Origin of the sequence: Pseudomonas sp. CC6-YY-74, from assembly GCF_002025205.1 — a bacterium.
GTDB lineage: Bacteria > Pseudomonadota > Gammaproteobacteria > Pseudomonadales > Pseudomonadaceae > Aquipseudomonas > Aquipseudomonas paeninsulae.
This window is the reverse complement of the sequence record NZ_CP019947.1, coordinates 4,719,657-4,735,699: the sequence shown is the minus strand read 5'-3', so window position 1 is coordinate 4,735,699 and position 16,043 is coordinate 4,719,657. Positions and strand designations below refer to the sequence as shown.

General features: G+C 62.1%; 11 protein-coding genes and 1 pseudogene. 3 read left to right on the top strand and 9 right to left on the bottom strand.

The annotated features are described in order from the left end of the window. Positions 1-8: 8 nt before the first annotated feature. From B2D37_RS21545 to B2D37_RS21505, 9 genes and pseudogenes are all read right to left on the bottom strand, one after another. Entirely contained in the window at positions 9-317 is a 309-nt protein-coding gene (locus B2D37_RS21545; RefSeq protein WP_079204612.1) for a YceK/YidQ family lipoprotein, read from the bottom strand. Next, positions 310-939 carry a flavin prenyltransferase UbiX gene (ubiX, locus tag B2D37_RS21540; RefSeq protein ID WP_079204611.1) on the bottom strand — a complete coding sequence of 210 codons (630 nt, stop codon included), beginning with the start codon at positions 937-939 and terminating at the stop codon, positions 310-312. Before ubiX ends, B2D37_RS21545 begins: the two co-directional genes overlap by 8 nt. Positions 940-1,143: 204 nt before the next feature. After that, on the bottom strand, positions 1,144-2,496 hold the full coding sequence (gene mpl / locus B2D37_RS21535; RefSeq protein WP_079204610.1) for a UDP-N-acetylmuramate:L-alanyl-gamma-D-glutamyl-meso-diaminopimelate ligase: 1,353 nt from the start codon (positions 2,494-2,496) through the stop codon (positions 1,144-1,146). 270 nt (positions 2,497-2,766) lie between these two features. Then, positions 2,767-5,922, bottom strand: coding sequence for a GAF domain-containing protein (locus B2D37_RS21530; protein WP_177345253.1), 3,156 nt, complete (start codon positions 5,920-5,922; stop codon positions 2,767-2,769). Positions 5,923-6,049: 127 nt separating this feature from the next. Continuing rightward, positions 6,050-6,418 (bottom strand): response regulator, encoded by a 369-nt coding sequence (locus tag B2D37_RS21525; protein WP_079204608.1) that lies wholly within the window; start codon positions 6,416-6,418, stop codon positions 6,050-6,052. Positions 6,419-6,521: 103 nt separating this feature from the next. After that, positions 6,522-7,514: a chemotaxis protein CheX gene (locus B2D37_RS21520; protein WP_079204607.1), complete on the bottom strand. Its 993-nt coding sequence runs from the start codon at positions 7,512-7,514 to the stop codon at positions 6,522-6,524. Positions 7,515-7,579: 65 nt separating this feature from the next. After that, positions 7,580-8,173, bottom strand: coding sequence for a hypothetical protein (locus B2D37_RS21515; RefSeq protein ID WP_079204606.1), 594 nt, complete (start codon positions 8,171-8,173; stop codon positions 7,580-7,582). A gap of 179 nt (positions 8,174-8,352) precedes the next feature. Next, positions 8,353-8,593, bottom strand: a pseudogene (locus tag B2D37_RS24265) (methyl-accepting chemotaxis protein); the annotation flags it as partial. A 770-nt stretch (positions 8,594-9,363) separates the two neighbouring features. After that, positions 9,364-11,262 (bottom strand): sigma-54-dependent Fis family transcriptional regulator, encoded by a 1,899-nt coding sequence (locus tag B2D37_RS21505; protein WP_079204604.1) that lies wholly within the window; start codon positions 11,260-11,262, stop codon positions 9,364-9,366. Between the two features lie 319 nt (positions 11,263-11,581). Here B2D37_RS21505 and B2D37_RS21500 point away from each other — a divergent pair, with 319 nt between their 5' ends. The 3 genes from B2D37_RS21500 to B2D37_RS21490 all read left to right on the top strand — a co-directional run bounded on the left by B2D37_RS21500 (position 11,582) and on the right by B2D37_RS21490 (position 16,040). Continuing rightward, on the top strand, positions 11,582-13,102 hold the full coding sequence (locus B2D37_RS21500) for an aldehyde dehydrogenase family protein (protein WP_079204603.1): 1,521 nt from the start codon (positions 11,582-11,584) through the stop codon (positions 13,100-13,102). Between the two features lie 189 nt (positions 13,103-13,291). Beyond that, positions 13,292-14,572 (top strand): ethanolamine utilization protein EutH, encoded by a 1,281-nt coding sequence (eutH, locus tag B2D37_RS21495; RefSeq protein ID WP_079204602.1) that lies wholly within the window; start codon positions 13,292-13,294, stop codon positions 14,570-14,572. 73 nt (positions 14,573-14,645) lie between these two features. Then, positions 14,646-16,040, top strand: coding sequence for an ethanolamine ammonia-lyase subunit EutB (locus B2D37_RS21490; protein WP_079204601.1), 1,395 nt, complete (start codon positions 14,646-14,648; stop codon positions 16,038-16,040). The last annotated feature ends 3 nt before the right edge of the window (positions 16,041-16,043 follow it).

Here is a 16,043-nt window from a genome sequence, read left to right as displayed (position 1 = left end):
TCGGCTAGCTATAAGCCGCCGCTGACGCCCAGGCTCACGCCCAATTCGGTCGCCAGCGAGAACGGCAGCAACAGGGTGTCCAGCAGCGCACTGGCGGGCAGGTCGAGGCCGGGGTATGGCGGCGCCTCCGCGCCGAAACGCTCCTGCGCGCAGCAGCCGTTGTTCAGCGCATACAGGTCCAGGCGGGTGCCGGCGTAGATAACCGGCGCGCCCGACTTGGCTGCATCCAGGGTGCGCACCGTGGCGCAACCGCTGCTCGACAGGATGAGCAACAGGCACACCAGCCAACCGCCCGTGCGCACCCGCGCATTACTCATCCGACACCTGATGCTGTTCGCCCCAGCGCGGCAACATGTCCTGGGGCACGCCCAGGCAGTTGAGGATGCGCGCGACGACGAAGTCGATCAGGTCGTCGATGGTCTGTGGCTGGTGATAGAAGCCCGGCGCCGCCGGCAGGATCACCGCGCCCATGTTCGACAGCTTGAGCATGTTCTCCAGGTGGATGCTGGAAAACGGCGCCTCGCGCGGCACCAGAATCAACTGGCGACGCTCCTTGAGCACCACATCGGCGGCGCGCTCGATCAGGTTGTTGCAAGCGCCGGTGGCAATCGCCGAGAGGGTGCCGGTCGAGCACGGCACCACCACCATGGCGCTCGGCGCCCCCGAGCCGGAGGCTGCCGGGGCCATCCAGTCTTCCTTGCCATAGACGCGAATCTGCCCTGGCGCGGCGCCGGTGTATTCATTCAAGAACGTCTGCATGGCCTGGGGCTTGGCTGGCAGGGTCACGTCCGTTTCGGTGGCCAGCACCAACTGCGCGGCCTTGGAAATCAGAAAGTGCACCTCGCGATCTTCCTGCACCAGGCAGTCGAGCAGGCGCAGGCCGTACTGGGCGCCGGAGGCACCGGTCATCGCCAGGGTAATGCGTTCGGGACCGCTCATAAATTCACTCTCAAAGCTGTTGCGCTTGCTTATGCTGCGTTGATAGTTGCTCGGCTAACCGCCTGCGGTTAACGCGCTTCAGCGCGACCCGAAGGGCGAGTGAAAAGAGTCATGCTCATTTACCGCTTGTAAACTCCGCTTCCTCGCAAGCTTTCGCCTTGCCTAATCTGCGCTCACGACGCTTTGAGCGCGAATTTTCACTTTTTATAAGGCCAGCGCCTCGGCCAGCTTGCCATGCAAGCCGCCAAAGCCGCCGTTGCTCATCACCACCACCTGGGTGCCCGGCGCGGCTTCGGCCTTGACCCCTTGGATGATCGCCTCCAGGGAATCGCAGACCTGGGTCGGCACTGTGGATGCGGCCACGCTCGCCGCCAGATCCCAGCCGAGGTTGGCCGGTGCGTACCAGTACACCGAATCGGCCTGGACCACCGAACCCGGCAAGCCGTCGCGGTGGGCACCGAGTTTCATCGAATTGGAGCGTGGTTCGATCACTGCGATCAGCCTGGCAGTGCCGATGCTTTTGCGCAGGCCGTCGAGGGTGGTGGCAATCGCCGTCGGGTGGTGGGCGAAGTCATCGAAAATGGTCACGCCATTGACCTCGGCAACCTTTTCCATCCGCCGCTTGGCGTTGATAAAGCTGCACAGCGCGGCGATGCCGAGCTCCGGGACCACACCGACATGCCGCGCCGCCGCCAATACCGCCAGGGCATTGGCCACGTTGTGCTGACCGGTCAGTTGCCAATCGACCACGCCCTGGGCCCGGCCGTCGAACCACACCTCGAAACGCGCGCCATCGGCGCTGAGCAAACGTGCCTGCCACTGGCCACCTTCGCCGGTGGTCTGCACCGGCGTCCAGCAGCCCATCTCGATCACCCGTTGCAGCGCCCCTTCGGCGGCCGGGTGGATGATCAGGCCGTCACCGGGAATGGTCCGCACCAGGTGATGGAATTGCCGCTCGATGGCCGCTAGATCAGGGAAGATATCCGCGTGATCGAACTCCAGGTTATTCAGGATCGCGGTGCGCGGGCGGTAGTGAACGAACTTGCTGCGCTTGTCGAAGAAGGCGCTGTCGTACTCGTCAGCCTCGACCACGAAGAACGGCGTGTCGCCCAGGCGCGCGGATATGCCGAAGTTCTGCGGCACCCCGCCGATCAGGAAACCTGGGCTCATGCCGGCATGCTCCAGCACCCAGGCCAGCATGCTGCTGCTGCTGGTCTTGCCATGGGTGCCGGCCACCGCCAGCACCCAGCGCCCTTGCAGGACATGGTCGGCCAGCCACTGCGGGCCGCTGACGTAAGGCAGGCCCTTATTGAGCACGTATTCAACCGCCGGATTACCGCGCGACAGCGCATTGCCGATCACCACCAGATCCGGCGCCGGATCGAGTTGCGCGGCATCGTAGCCCTGGGTCAATTCGATGCCCTGGGCCTCGAGCTGGGTGCTCATCGGCGGGTAGACATTGGCGTCGGAACCGGTGACGCGGTGTCCCAGCGCCTTGGCCAGCACGGCCAGCGAACCCATGAAAGTGCCGCAGATGCCGAGAATATGGATATGCATGAATAACCTCGAAAACAGACCGGCCAGACGACCAACAATGCCCATGAAAATCTCGCCGCAGGTTAGCACAGCGGTCACGGGCAAGGGTTGGACAGCAGGGTGGCGGGGTTATCGCTGTAGGTTGGCGCTGAGGGACAATTAGCGTAGCCCGGCTGGGGGCCGGAACTAGATCAGGGATATCCCCGGGTTGCATCCCGGGGGATATATTCGTCTGGCACGCTGGGCGGGAGCGACTCCGGATGCAATCCTGAGTCGCTCCGCTGACCATGCTTAGCTGGCCCTGGCGAACTCCGGCGCCACTATGCACAGCTTGGCGGATAGATGGATAAGGGTGGTGAAGCCACGGAAGTCGGCCTTATCGTCACCCGCGTCGAGCCTGACCTCGATGCTGCCGCCCTCGGACTCGAGGAACTCGCGCACCGCATCCATACCGACCCCACGCCCCGAGATTTCAGTGACTTCATCGGCGGTGGAGAAGCCGGAGGCGAAGATCAGATTGGCGATCTCGCTGGCCGCCGGTCGCGCCGCATCGGCCGGGTACAACCCCTGCTCGACGGCCTTGCCGAAGATCTTGCTCAAGGCGATACCGCGGCCATCGTCACGCACGGAAAAGCTGATGGCACCGTCTTGTTTCCGGGCGTCGACCTGGATGCGACCCTGTTCGGGCTTGCCCTTCTGGCGGCGCTCGGCCGGCGTTTCGATGCCGTGATCCAGGGCGTTGCGCAGCACGTGCATAAAGATGTTGTTGAGCAAGCCATGGGCCTCTCGGCGCGCGTAGATATCCTTGTCGTTTATCTCAATCGCGGGCGCGGGCTTGTCCAGTTCACCGGCCAGCGACTGCACCGACTGCAGCACATCGGCGATGACCGTTTCCAGCGGCTCGGCCTCGATGGCCGCGAGGGAGTGGTAGGTCTCGCGGACGATGCTGATCACGTTGGCCGGCAGCCCGGTGTCGGCGAGCGCGGCGATGCTCTCCATCAAACGGCGGATCTGCGCGCGGTCGACCCGCGCGCCGGCAATGCCCTGCTTGCCATCACGGCCGAGTTTGTCCTTGAAGATGCCGCTGTAGACCTTGATCGCCTGCTCGGCAAACGCCAACTCGCCGAGCAGCGCCTGAGGCTGCCACTGCATCTCCTCGTTCTTGCGCAACTGGTCGTAGGTGTTCTCGATCCGGTGCACGGTGTCGGTGATGTGCTTGAGCCCGTAAGTGCGGGCGTTGCCTTTGACCGTGTGGATATTGCGGAACAACTCGGCCAGCTTGCCCAGATCCTTCTGTTCGGTTTGCTCGATGATGGTGCGGCAACGGTCGACGAAGCTGGAGGAGCCTTCGATAAAGTCGTTGAATTTGTCGGCATCCACGGCAAGGATTTCGCCAATGATCATCAGTTCCTGGCGCTGGCCTTCGGCCTCGGCCTGCAGCGCTTTTAGCGCGGTGACGTCGCGCACCGTAACCATCAGCTTAGTGATCACATCCTGCTCGTCGACGATCGGATCCCAATCCAGCTCAATCAGTTTATTTGGCTTATCGCTGAACTCCAGGGTCAACTCACCAACCAGCAAGTGCGAGTTGAACTCGTACATCATCGCGTCTTCGCCGACGATGGACGCCACCGCGGTGGAGGCGGCATCGATGACATCGGCGCTGAGGGTCGAACGGCGGAACATGAAGTCGACGAAGTTGCGGTTGGCGATCTCCTTGGTTTCGAAGATGGTTTCCAGGTAGGCCGCATACTCAGGGTGAATCAGCCCACCCTCGATGATGGTGAACAGGCCCTGGTGCATGTTGGAGAACATGTTGGCAATGTCTTCGTTCTTCTGTTCCAGCGCGGCGGTGCGCTCTTCGACTTTGCGCTCCAGGGTGCGGTTGTGCTCTTCGATCACCTCGACCATGCGGATGTTCTTGATCGTGGTGACCAGAGAGCGCGCCACCGAGGCGACGAACTCGTAGTCGCTGTCGGCGAAGGCCACTTTGTTCACATCGCCGGAGAAGTTCATCACGCCGATCAGGATGTCTTTGTCGACCAGCGGCACGCACAGCAAGGCTTTGGCTTTTTCGCTTTCGCCGCCGACATAGGAACTGTCGCGGCTGGTATCGGGCACGAACAAGGCTTTCTTCGAGGCCGCCGCCCGGCCGATCACCCCTTCGCCCATGACGAAGGTGATCGCCGAAGGCGCGCCGTCCATCTGCTTGGGCGGCAGGAAGGCCTTGGCCTCCAGCTCGTCGTCCTTGTTGAACAGGTACACCGAGCCGCGCTCTATACCCATCTTCTCGTACATGGCGTGCAGCACCAGCTCCAACGCGGTGTCCTGATCGCGCGCGGCGGCCAGGGTGCCGCCGATGCGGTTGAGCTTGGCCAGGTCGATCATCTTCTTGCGAATTGCCAGGCGCATGGAGTTGAAGTTCTGCGTGGCCAGAGCCAGCAGAATGATCAGGATGGCGATGGTGCTTTTGAAGCCGAAGCCGACGCTGTCGCCCAGCTCGGTTTGCAAGCGGTTGAATTGTGCATCGGCGGACGCCAGCACCTCGTCCAGGCCATCGACCGCTTTCTGCACCGCCGCCTTGGAGGTATTCAGTTGCTCCCAGGCGGTTTGCGCCTGGCTCAGCTGTTCGCGCTTGTGGTCGATCAGGCTGGGTTCGGCCTTGAGCCGCTCGCGCAGTGCCTCGACACTGGCGTAGGCGCTATCCAGAACGCTCTCGCTGTCCATTGGCTTGAACAGCGGTACGGCCTTGTCGAACCAGAACATCGAGCCATTGATGATGAACTCGAAGTCATCCTGGGCGCGTTCCAGGTTTTCGAGATCGCCGCCGTTCTTCAATTCCTCGGCGGCTTTGGCGACACCGGCCATCAGCGCATCCGCCTGATTGGCGAAGCCCTGGGCCAGGGCCAGATCCGCTTCCAGGGCTTTGCTCGGCGCGCGGGCGTTAACGATTTCCATAAAGCCCGCGCCGATGTCGTCGGACAGGTTCATGACCTCGACGACTTCATCTTCGACCTTCTGCTTGGCCACCAGCACCGCCAGCTTGGCATCGAACATACGCCGCACGGCTTCGGTGTAGGTCTCGTAGCTGTTCTTGATCTCGGCAACCAGGGCTGTGCGTTGCGGGTCCGCCTGAACCAGGCCTTCGAGGCGCTGGTAACCCTCGGCGAATTCCTGGGCACCCTTGTCGAAACCGTCGCGGTAGGGGCGAATGTCTTCTTCGCGGAGAGAGTTGAAGCCCAGGGCGCTGAGGTTGGCCAGCTTCAGCAGTTGGATTTGGACCCTGTTGACTTCGCTCACCACAGGCACCGCGGTCTCGTGGACACGCTGGTTGGAGCGGCTGATATCGCTGAGATTCCATAAGGACATGCCTCCGGAGATTGTCAACAACACCAGAATGATCGCAAAACCTAAGGCGACTTTCTGATTGAAACTGAGTTTAAGCATGGGCATGGCGCCACCTAAATCGGACTCGTTATTCTTATATTCCAATGATCAAGCTAGGCATCCAGATCGGCAGCCTATGGCCGAGCGATCGCCTCCATTTGCGACCGCCTGTACTCACAACCGCGGTTTAACCGGCGACCAGCTTCTGGATGGCGCCCAGGGCGTTGGCGCCGTTGAAGGGTTTGACGATCCAGCCCTTGACCCCGGCGGCTTTGCCGCGGCTCTTCATGTTGGGATCGTTTTCGGTGGTGAGCATGATGATGTTGACGGTCTGGTTGCCCAGTTCGCTGCGCACCTTCTCCGCCATGGTCAGGCCGTCCATGTTCGGCATATTGACGTCGGAAATAACCAGTTTGATGGCGCGGTCGTTCTTCAGCTTGACCAATCCATCCTTGCCGTCGACCGCGGTTTCGACGCTGAAGTTATTGGCTTTGAGGAAGGCGGCCACTTCATTGCGAATCGCCGCGCTGTCATCTACCACGAGTATTTGTGCCATTGCTTTGAGCCCTGTCTAAGACGATCTAATTGAATGCAGATGCAATCAATATTGTTATTTTTCGAGTGATCGATAGTCCGCTGGCGAGCTCCTAAACTTCTCCTCAAAACAATTCAAGACAACCGCTTTGCACCAAGTCCTCGACTTTGTTTTCGTCGGCCGCCAGGTATGCCTCCGGTGACCAGCGGATGTTGAAGATGAATTTCTGATACAGCGTGACCGGCGCCAGGCGATGGTGCTGATCGCGCAGCGTGTATTTGAAGCACAGCTGGGAGCGGTCGGTGCCGAAGGAGATGTATTCCTTGTACTGGTTGACCGTGATCGGCACGCTGATCCGCGTGTTGTCGTCGAGCGTCGGCGGGTGCAAGGCCAGCAGCCGGGTACGCAAGCCACCCCAGGCGAGGTTGGTGATTTCGCTGAGCATGCCCATGACGTCGCGAAAATCCACCGTTGCGCTGTCAATGGCGGTGCGCCCATCCTTGATCAAGCCGAGCATGGGTTGCTCCTCGGCCTGGATCATCATGTAACCGCTGAACCAGGGTGCCTCCACCGGCAGTAGGCTGAGGATGTCGCCGTAGGTAAGCTTGTCCTTCACCAGATAGGGCAGCTCGTTGCTCACTTCGATATCGCGAAACAACGCGTTCAGCGAGCTATGGGTGACTTCCTCCATGCGGCGGATCAGCGAGATGGGGTATTCGGTGTCCGCCAGGTATTGGTCGAGCAGTTGCTTGAGGCTGTCCGGCTTATCGATGTCGTAGACCCCGGCGATACCGACTTTTTCGTCGGGAGTCAGGTCATCCAGATCGTCGCGCCCACTGCGGCGAATGAAGATCGGCAGCTCGCGGCGCAATTGATGAATCCGCCGGGCCAGTTCGAAACCATCGCCCAGGCCCTCGGCGGTGTCGCTGCTGCTCTCGGAAATCAGCACCGCGCCCAGGTCGATATTGCTCTGCAGCATCTGCATGCTGGAGCGTTCGGACTGTTTGAGACCGATCAGCCCGAGCTCGGTGCAAAGCGCTTTGAGCTTGCCCTGGGCACTGGCGTCATCCTCGAAGATCAGGACCTTACTGACGAGCCGCTTTTCAAAACCGATCATATGCAGGTTATCCACAGGCAGAAAGCGAAGGTTCAGCAGCGCGGGTCAATAACCAGAGCGCTAGTTCAAAACAATTCCAACTCGCCAGAACTATCGGCTTGGGTATTAATTTCGCCAACGTGCTCCTGATAATGCTGCAGGCTGAAGTCGTCGTCGTGTTTGACGCAAACCAGAGCGCTTGCAGTGAACAAAGCCGGGCTACTGGTTGCAAGCTGGGCGCGGGCGTGCGCGCTATACGACGGCTTGATGGCGTCGTTGAATTTGAGGCTGGCGTGGTCGAGAAAATTCGGTGTGGACATACCCAGTGGCGGGCAGCTGCTCTGTAAATGGCGCTTGAGGTTGCCGCAAAAGCTGTTGCTCATTTCCAGCAAGTAATCGCTATACACCGAATCATCGAGTTCACCGGGCCGAGTCGACGTGGCCTCGGCGACGAACTTGCGGTTGGCGGCATCCATGGACAGGTGCAACAGGCACATGATGCGGAATTTGAACGAAGAAATGGTCAGCACGATGCACTGCTCGTGGCGCACCTCCTCCAGCGTCTCGACTTTGCCGATGACCCAAGGCGCACTCGGCGCGCAGCCCTTGAGCGTTTGCTCCAAGGTGGTCTGGAGCAACTTGTTGAGGGTGCTTTCGAGTTCGTAGTTGGCTTTGCGCATGGTCTAGTGGGCACCTTCCAAGGTTTGCCCCAGGTTGCTGATCCGGGTCTGCACGCCGTGGATGGCGGTCACTATCATGTTGCCGCCGGCCTGTACGTCCTGAAACGCCAGGGTGGCGATCAGTGCATTCTTGTTCAAGTTGGTGCTGTAGTCCTCGTTGAGCGCCTGGGCGCTGGTGGAGAGCTTGCGCACCTCGTCGGCGACCACCGCGAAGCCACGCCCGGAGTCGCCGGCCCGCGCCGCTTCGATGGCGGCGTTAAGTGAAAGGATGGCGATCTGACCGACGATGTTTTTGAAGTCGCCGATCTGCTTCTGCATGATCTTGTTGTGCACCATGATGCTGTTCATGCCTTCATGCCAGCGCTCGATGGTCTCGGTAATGTCCAGCAGTTCCTGTACCGAGGTTTTGATCTGGGCCATCTCCCGCGCCATTTGCTGCAGGCTGGCCTGGCGCGACTGGCGCAGGTGGCTGAGCTCCTGTTCCAGCGACTGGCGCGTCTGCTGGGAGTCATCGCTCAGGTTGCGGCGCGCCTGCTCGGCCTCGGCCTTTACCTGCGCCAAGCTCTGCTGCAGGGCAGCCAACTGTTCGCGGCTTTGTTGCTGCTGTTGTTCGAGCACCGCGGGCAGCAGCATCGTCCGCCGCTGTGCTTCGCTGTCGTCCAACGCCTGCTGCAGGGCCGCCAAGGCGCGCGCATGCTTGGCGCGCAGCAGCCAGACGCCGACCCCAGCAGCCAGCAACAGCAGCGCCAGGTTGACTACGCCGAACAGGGCGCTCTCGCCATTCACGCTGGAACCGGTGACGGCAAGGGTTCCCACCAGGCCACCGGGGGACGGGAGACAAAAGCAGGGTGCACTGAGTGACAGCGACATAGATGATCTCGACCAATACGGTGAATAACGTCCCGCGCAGAAGAACCGCGGGGAAATTCCAGCCCGATAACCCTGCGCCGTGGTAAACCGCGCTCGCTCGTGATGGTGCGGCGGAGCCGCTTCCTTGGGTATCTGCTGTTTGCCCACGAACTTGAATGCGCGGGCTGCCTGGCCTGAAAACTGGCGCCAATATCCTGCCCGCAAGACTAGTCCCAGGCAAAAATAAAAGCCATCACCAAGATGGCAGATTGCCAGCCATTCGCCGTGCCGCTAATTTTGCCGGCAACGGCCAGCCTGAGGCTGGCACTCTAGTCAACGGGTCAGCCACGGCTGCTGATGGCATGCTTGCGCAACTTGCGGTACAGGGTGTTGCGGCTGATGCCCAGCTGCTCGGCACTGTGCGTCATGTGCCAGCGCTGGCTCTCCAGCACGGCGAGCAAGGCGCTGCGCTCGGCATCGTCGAGCGGCGCACCGGCTGCCGGGGGGCTTGCTGCACCCAGGGCCGGCATCCGGCGAATCTCCACTGGCAGTTCGGCGTGGCGAATGATGCCGTCCTCACACAGCGCCACCAGAGTGCGCAGCACATTACGCAACTGCCGCACATTGCCCGGCCAACGGTAGTCGAGCAGGGCCTGCTGCGCCCGATCTTCCAGGCGTACCACCTGGCCACGAGCCTCCTCGCCAAGCAGGTGCTGCAGCAGCTGCAGCTTGTCGCTGCGCGCGCGTAGCGGCGGCAGCTGCAGGACCAGGCCATTGAGGCGGTAAAACAGGTCCTCGCGAAATTGTCCGCTGGCCACTTGCTCAACCAAGTCGCGATGGCTGGCGCTGATCACCCGCACGTCGATGGGTTGCGCCTCGCCGCCGATGGGCTCCACCCGGCGCTCCTCGAGCACGCGCAGCAGGCGGGTCTGCAGCGCCAGCGGCATGTCGCCGATCTCGTCGAGGAACAGGGTGCCGCCGTCGGCCTGCTGCAGCTTGCCGCGCATGCCCTCCTTGCGTGCACCGGTAAAGCTGCCGCCGCGATAGCCGAACAGCTCGCTCTCGATCAGGGTCTCCGGGATCGCCGCGCAGTTCAGTGCGACGAAGGGCTTGCCACCGCGCGAGCTGACCTGGTGCAGCGCCTTGGCGAAAGCCTCCTTGCCGGTACCGGTCTCGCCGCCGATCAGCAGCGGCACATCGCGTTCGTAGACCCGCAGGGCGCGGCGAAAATCGTTCTGCAGGTCCGCATCGGCCAGGCACAGCCCGGGGGTCGCCAAGACTTGCCCACCCTGGGCTTGCGGACTGCGGCGCGCCTGGCCACGGAGCATGGCGAAGAGCAGCTGACCGCGCTGGGTATACAGCGGCCAACTGGCACTGGGCTGCGGCGAGGCGCGGCCGAACAGGTCATCCAGGCGGCAGTCGAAAATCTCCACCAGGGTGCGCCCGAGCAGACGCTGACGCGGCAGACCGAGCAGGTTGATCGCGCTCTGGTTCACCGCACTGACCCGGCCATCGCCATCGAAGGCCAGCAGGCCCTCGCTGAACTGGCCGATATATTCGGCCTGGGCATGGAAACGCAGCAGCCATTCGCCCTCGAAGCTGCGCAGGAAGTGGCAGCCCTCGATGGCCTTGGCCGACAGATTGACCAGGGCCATGGTGTGAAACTGGCTCTGCCGCGAGACGTCGTGGCGCGCCGAGGACACATCGAGCACCGCCAGCAGCTCGCCATGCGGGTCGAACACCGGGCTGGCCGAGCAGGTCAGGCCGGTATGCCGGCTGCGAAAGTGCTCGTTCTGGTGGATGGTCAGCGGCTGGCGCTCGACCAGGCAGGTGCCGATGCCGTTGGTGCCCTCGCAGGCCTCACTCCAGTCGGCGCCGAGCCACAGCCCAGCCTGCTCGAAGGTGCGTTTTTCCGCCTGTTCGGTGACACAGTTGAGGATCAGCCCACGCGCGTCGGTGAGCAGCACCGCATGGCCGGAACCGGCCAGCTGACGGTGCAGGCTGTTCATCTCGTTGCTGGAAATCTCCAGCACCTGCTGCAGCTGTTCGCGGCGCTCGAGCATGCGCGCGTGTTCGAGCACCGCAGGCGCCATCGATTGCGCAGGGTCGAGGTGGTGCTGCTCCAGGCAGCGCAGCCAGGAACGCGCAACCGAGGGATCGGCGGCCGGGCCGGCGACTTGCGCCTTGCCCTGCGCCACGGTCAGCACCTGCTGGGCGTGGCGGTTCAGATGATTGTGCATTTTTATTGTCCTCCGCTACGGGGTGGCGGTAGGCAACCCGTGCCCTGGCGAGACACCGCAACGGCGCAGCATCCACCAGCTCAGGCGCTATTGCAACGCCGCGCAGACCGGCGAGTCACGGGCTGTACCGGCGGCGTGACAAAGTGTCACCCCCGGCTGTGCCGAAGTCGCGACAGTACTTTCGGATGAGACCCTTCAGCTACAGGCTCGACCGCTCTAGCACGAGACTTTCATCAGCCTGGCCCGACCCTTGCTCTAGGACTTTGCAAGCGCAGCAGCGCTGCACTCCCCAATAAGCACAAGAGCCAGGAGCACCAGCATGATCTACGCAAAACCCGGAACACCAGGCGCAGTTATCAACCTCAAGCCGCGCTACGGCAACTTTATCGGTGGCGAGTTTGTCGCGCCGGTCAATGGCGTGTACTTCAACAACACCAGCCCGGTCGATGCCTCGCTGATCGGTGAGTTCCCCCGCTCCAGCGCCGAAGATATCGAGCTGGCCCTGGACGCCGCCCATGCCGCCGCCGATGCCTGGGGCAAGACCTCGGTGCAGAACCGTTCGCTGGCGCTGCTGAAAATTGCCGATCGCATCGAAGCCAACCTCGAACTGCTGGCCGTGGCCGAAACCTGGGACAACGGCAAGGCCGTGCGTGAGACGCTGAACGCCGACGTGCCGCTGGCCGCCGACCACTTCCGTTACTACGCCGGTTGCATCCGCGCCCAGGAAGGCAGCGCCGCCGAGATCGACGAGCACACCGCCGCCTATCACTTCCACGAGCCGCTGGGCGTGGTCGGGCAGATCATCCCGTGGAACTTCCCGCTGCTGATGGCCGCCTGGAAACTCGCGCCGGCCCTGGCCGCCGGCAACTGCGTGATCTTGAAGCCAGCCGAGCAGACGCCGCTGTCGATCAGCGTGCTGATGGAGCTGATCGGCGACCTGTTGCCGCCAGGCGTACTCAACGTGGTCCAGGGTTTTGGCCGCGAAGCCGGTGAGGCCCTGGCCACCAGCAAGCGCATCGCCAAGATCGCCTTCACCGGCTCCACCCCGGTCGGTTCGCACATTCTCAAGTGCGCCGCCGAGAACATCATTCCGTCGACCGTGGAGCTGGGCGGCAAATCGCCGAACATCTTCTTCGAAGACATCATGAACGCCGAGCCGGCCTTCATCGAAAAGGCCGCCGAAGGCCTGGTGCTGGCGTTCTTCAACCAGGGCGAGGTGTGCACCTGTCCATCCCGCGCGCTGGTGCAGGAGTCGATCTACGACGCCTTCATGGTCGAGGTGATGAAGAAGATCAAACTGATCAAGCGCGGCGACCCGCTGGACACCGAGACCATGGTCGGTGCCCAGGCCTCCGAGCAGCAGTACGACAAGATCCTCAGCTACCTGCAGATCGCCCAGGAGGAAGGCGCTGAACTGCTCACCGGCGGCGCGGCGGAACGCCTGGAAGGCGACCTGGCCAGCGGTTACTACATTCAGCCGACCCTGCTCAAGGGCAACAACAAGATGCGCGTGTTCCAGGAAGAGATCTTCGGCCCGGTGGTGGGCATCACCACCTTCAAGGACGAAGCCGAGGCCCTGGCGATTGCCAACGACACCGAGTTCGGTCTGGGTGCCGGTCTGTGGACCCGCGACATCAACCGCGCCTACCGCATGGGCCGGGCGATCAAGGCCGGTCGCGTATGGACCAACTGCTACCACCTGTACCCGGCGCACGCCGCCTTCGGTGGTTACAAAAAGTCCGGCGTCGGCCGCGAGACCCACAAGATGATGCTCGACCACTATCAGCAGACCAAGAACCTGCTGATCAGCTACGACATCAACCCGCTGGGCTTCTTTTAATCGACCCTCCCGGCGACTGCTGTCGCCGGGAGGCACGCTCAATCCGATATTACTTGCTTCCTATTCGGCACCATCATGCTTGCCGAATAGGCTTGTGCTAGTCGCAGCGCCGGCAAATAACCGCGCGCTGACGGTCATGCATGAGGCGTGAAACCTCAAACTAAAACAACAATAGATCAGGACACATTCATGGACCAGATTGGCAATTACGTGCTTTATCTAATCATGCTCTGCGCCGTACTAGGCGCGTTCGCTGCCATCTACAACAGCGAAGAAGGGCTTGGTAAAGAATTCATGGAGGGCATCCACGCCATCGGTTATATCTTCGTGCCGGCGGCGGGCATCATGGCCTCCATCCCCTACCTGACGGTGGTGATCGAAAAAGCCTTTGGCCCGTTCTTCGCCTTGCTCGGCGCAGATCCTGCGCTGGCTGCAACCATGATTATCGCGTCGGACATGGGCGGTTATCAGCTGGCCTCGGCACTCGCCGCGAGCAAAGAAGCACTGGTAATGGCACTGATCACGGGGTTCATGGGCGGCGCGACCATCGTCTTTTCGATCCCGATGGGTCTGGCGATGCTAGACAAGCGCGACCATAAATACATGGCGCTGGGCGTCATGTCCGGCATCCTGACCATCCCGCTAGGCGTGTTGATCGCCAGCCTGATTCTGGCGCTCGGCAACCCGATGGTGCGTGATCTAGTGGCCACCAACGGCGAGGCGACGTATCAACTCGCACTGGGCCTGGGCAGCATTTTCGCCAACCTGCTGCCGATTCTGATCTTCGTGCTTGCCCTGGCCCTCGGCTTGCGCTTCTTGCCGGACATGATGATCAAGGGCTTTATCATCTTCGGTCGGACCATGGACGCGGCGATCAAACTGGTGCTGGTGTTCTCCATCGTCGAATACTTCACCGGGGTCTTTACCTTAGTATTCGGTGGCTGGGGCTTCCACCCGATCATCGCCGACGCCGAAGATCAGGCCCGCGCGCTGGAAACTGCCGGTTACATCGGCATCATGCTGGCGGGTGCGTTCCCGATGGTGTATCTGCTGCGCAAATACTTCGGCCAAGCGCTGGAAAACCTCGGATCTAAAGTCGGCCTGAGTGCGGTTGGCAGCGCCGGTATGCTGGCGACCATCGCCAACATTCTCGCGATGTTCCGCCTGGTGCGGTTTATGCCGCCAAAAGACAAAGTGATCAACATCGCCTTTGCTGTCTGCGCCGCCTTTCTGCTGGGCGATCACTTATCGTTCACCGCCAACTTCCAGCCGACCATCATCCTGCCGGTACTGATTGGCAAGATAAGTGCTGGCTTTATCGCCGTCGGGCTCGCGTACTGGCTGTCAGTACCGAAGGCCCTGCAACTTGAGGCGCAGGACCGTGCCGCCGGGATCATTGCCGAAGATGAATACCTGGATGTGCCGAAGGCCGACAACGGCTTGCCGATCGGAGCCAAGGCAACGGCCTGAACCTGCCGCATTAATGTGCGCTGCCGGCGTCTACGCCCGGCAGCGCACCGGCCTATTTGCAACGGAGACTGAGATGGCACGTTTTTCCCATTCCGTCGGCGCGGAGACTTTCCGTTTCGACAGCCTCAGGGAGGTCATGGCCAAGGCCAGTCCGGCGCGCTCCGGCGACTACCTGGCAGGCGTCGCCGCCGCCAGCGACGGCGAGCGGGTGGCCGCGCAGATGACCCTGGCCGACATTCCCCTCGCGCATTTCCTCGACGAGGCGCTGATCCCCTATGAAGAGGATGAAGTCACCCGGCTGATCATCGACAGCCACGACCGCACGGCCTTCGCCGCCGTCAGCCACCTGACCGTCGGCGGCCTGCGCGACTGGTTGCTCTGCGACCAGGCCAATGAATCCTCGCTGCGTGCCCTGGCCCCCGGCCTGACCCCGGAAATGGCCGCCGCCGTGTCGAAACTGATGCGCGTGCAGGACCTGATCCTGGTGGCGCAAAAGATCCGCGTGGTCACCCGCTTTCGCAACACCGTCGGCCTGCGCGGACGCATGTCCACCCGCCTGCAACCCAACCACCCGACCGATGAGCCGGCCGGTATCGCCGCAAGCATTCTCGACGGCCTGCTGTACGGCAATGGCGACGCCATGATCGGCATCAACCCGGCCACCGACAGCGTCGTGAGCATCTGCGAGATGCTGCGCATGCTCGATGGCATCATCCAGCGCTATGAGATCCCCACCCAGGCCTGCGTGCTGACCCACGTCACCAGCTCGATCGAGGCGATAAACCGCGGCGTGCCGCTGGACCTGGTGTTCCAGTCGATCGCCGGCACCGAAGCGGCCAACGCCAGCTTCGGCATCAACCTGCAGGTGCTCCAGGAAGGCTACGAGGCCGGGCTATCGCTCAAGCGCGGCACCCTCGGCAACAACCTGATGTACTTCGAAACCGGCCAGGGCAGTGCCCTGTCGGCCAACGCCCATCACGGCCTCGACCAGCAGACCTGCGAAACCCGCGCCTATGCGGTGGCGCGCCATTTCAAACCGTTCCTGGTCAACACCGTGGTCGGTTTTATCGGTCCGGAATACCTGTACAACGGCAAGCAGATCATCCGCGCCGGACTGGAGGATCACTTCTGCGGCAAGCTGCTTGGTCTGCCGATGGGCTGCGACGTCTGTTACACCAACCACGCCGAGGCCGACCAGGACGACATGGACACGCTGCTGACCTTGTTTGGCGTGGCCGGGATCAACTTCATCATGGGCATCCCCGGCTCCGATGACATCATGCTCAACTACCAGACCACCTCGTTCCACGACGCCCTCTACGTGCGCCAGAGCCAGGGGCTGAAGCCGGCGCCGGAGTTCGAAGCCTGGCTGCAGCACATGGGCATCTTCACCCAGGCTGACGGTCGCGTGCGCTTCGGCGACAACCTACCACCGGCATTCCGCCAGGCCCTCGCCCAGCTGGGCTGACAA

Bases quoted from the DNA above. Each gene is read 5' to 3' on its own strand.
- B2D37_RS21545 (WP_079204612.1), bottom strand. From the start codon at position 317: ATGAGTAATGCGCGGGTGCGCACGGGCGGTTGGCTGGTGTGCCTGTTG.
- ubiX (WP_079204611.1), bottom strand. From the start codon at position 939: ATGAGCGGTCCCGAACGCATTACCCTGGCGATGACCGGTGCCTCCGGC.
- mpl (WP_079204610.1), bottom strand. From the start codon at position 2,496: ATGCATATCCATATTCTCGGCATCTGCGGCACTTTCATGGGTTCGCTG.
- B2D37_RS21530 (WP_177345253.1), bottom strand. From the start codon at position 5,922: ATGCTTAAACTCAGTTTCAATCAGAAAGTCGCCTTAGGTTTTGCGATC.
- B2D37_RS21525 (WP_079204608.1), bottom strand. From the start codon at position 6,418: ATGGCACAAATACTCGTGGTAGATGACAGCGCGGCGATTCGCAATGAA.
- B2D37_RS21520 (WP_079204607.1), bottom strand. From the start codon at position 7,514: ATGATCGGTTTTGAAAAGCGGCTCGTCAGTAAGGTCCTGATCTTCGAG.
- B2D37_RS21515 (WP_079204606.1), bottom strand. From the start codon at position 8,173: ATGCGCAAAGCCAACTACGAACTCGAAAGCACCCTCAACAAGTTGCTC.
- B2D37_RS21505 (WP_079204604.1), bottom strand. From the start codon at position 11,262: ATGCACAATCATCTGAACCGCCACGCCCAGCAGGTGCTGACCGTGGCG.
- B2D37_RS21500 (WP_079204603.1), top strand. From the start codon at position 11,582: ATGATCTACGCAAAACCCGGAACACCAGGCGCAGTTATCAACCTCAAG.
- eutH (WP_079204602.1), top strand. From the start codon at position 13,292: ATGGACCAGATTGGCAATTACGTGCTTTATCTAATCATGCTCTGCGCC.
- B2D37_RS21490 (WP_079204601.1), top strand. From the start codon at position 14,646: ATGGCACGTTTTTCCCATTCCGTCGGCGCGGAGACTTTCCGTTTCGAC.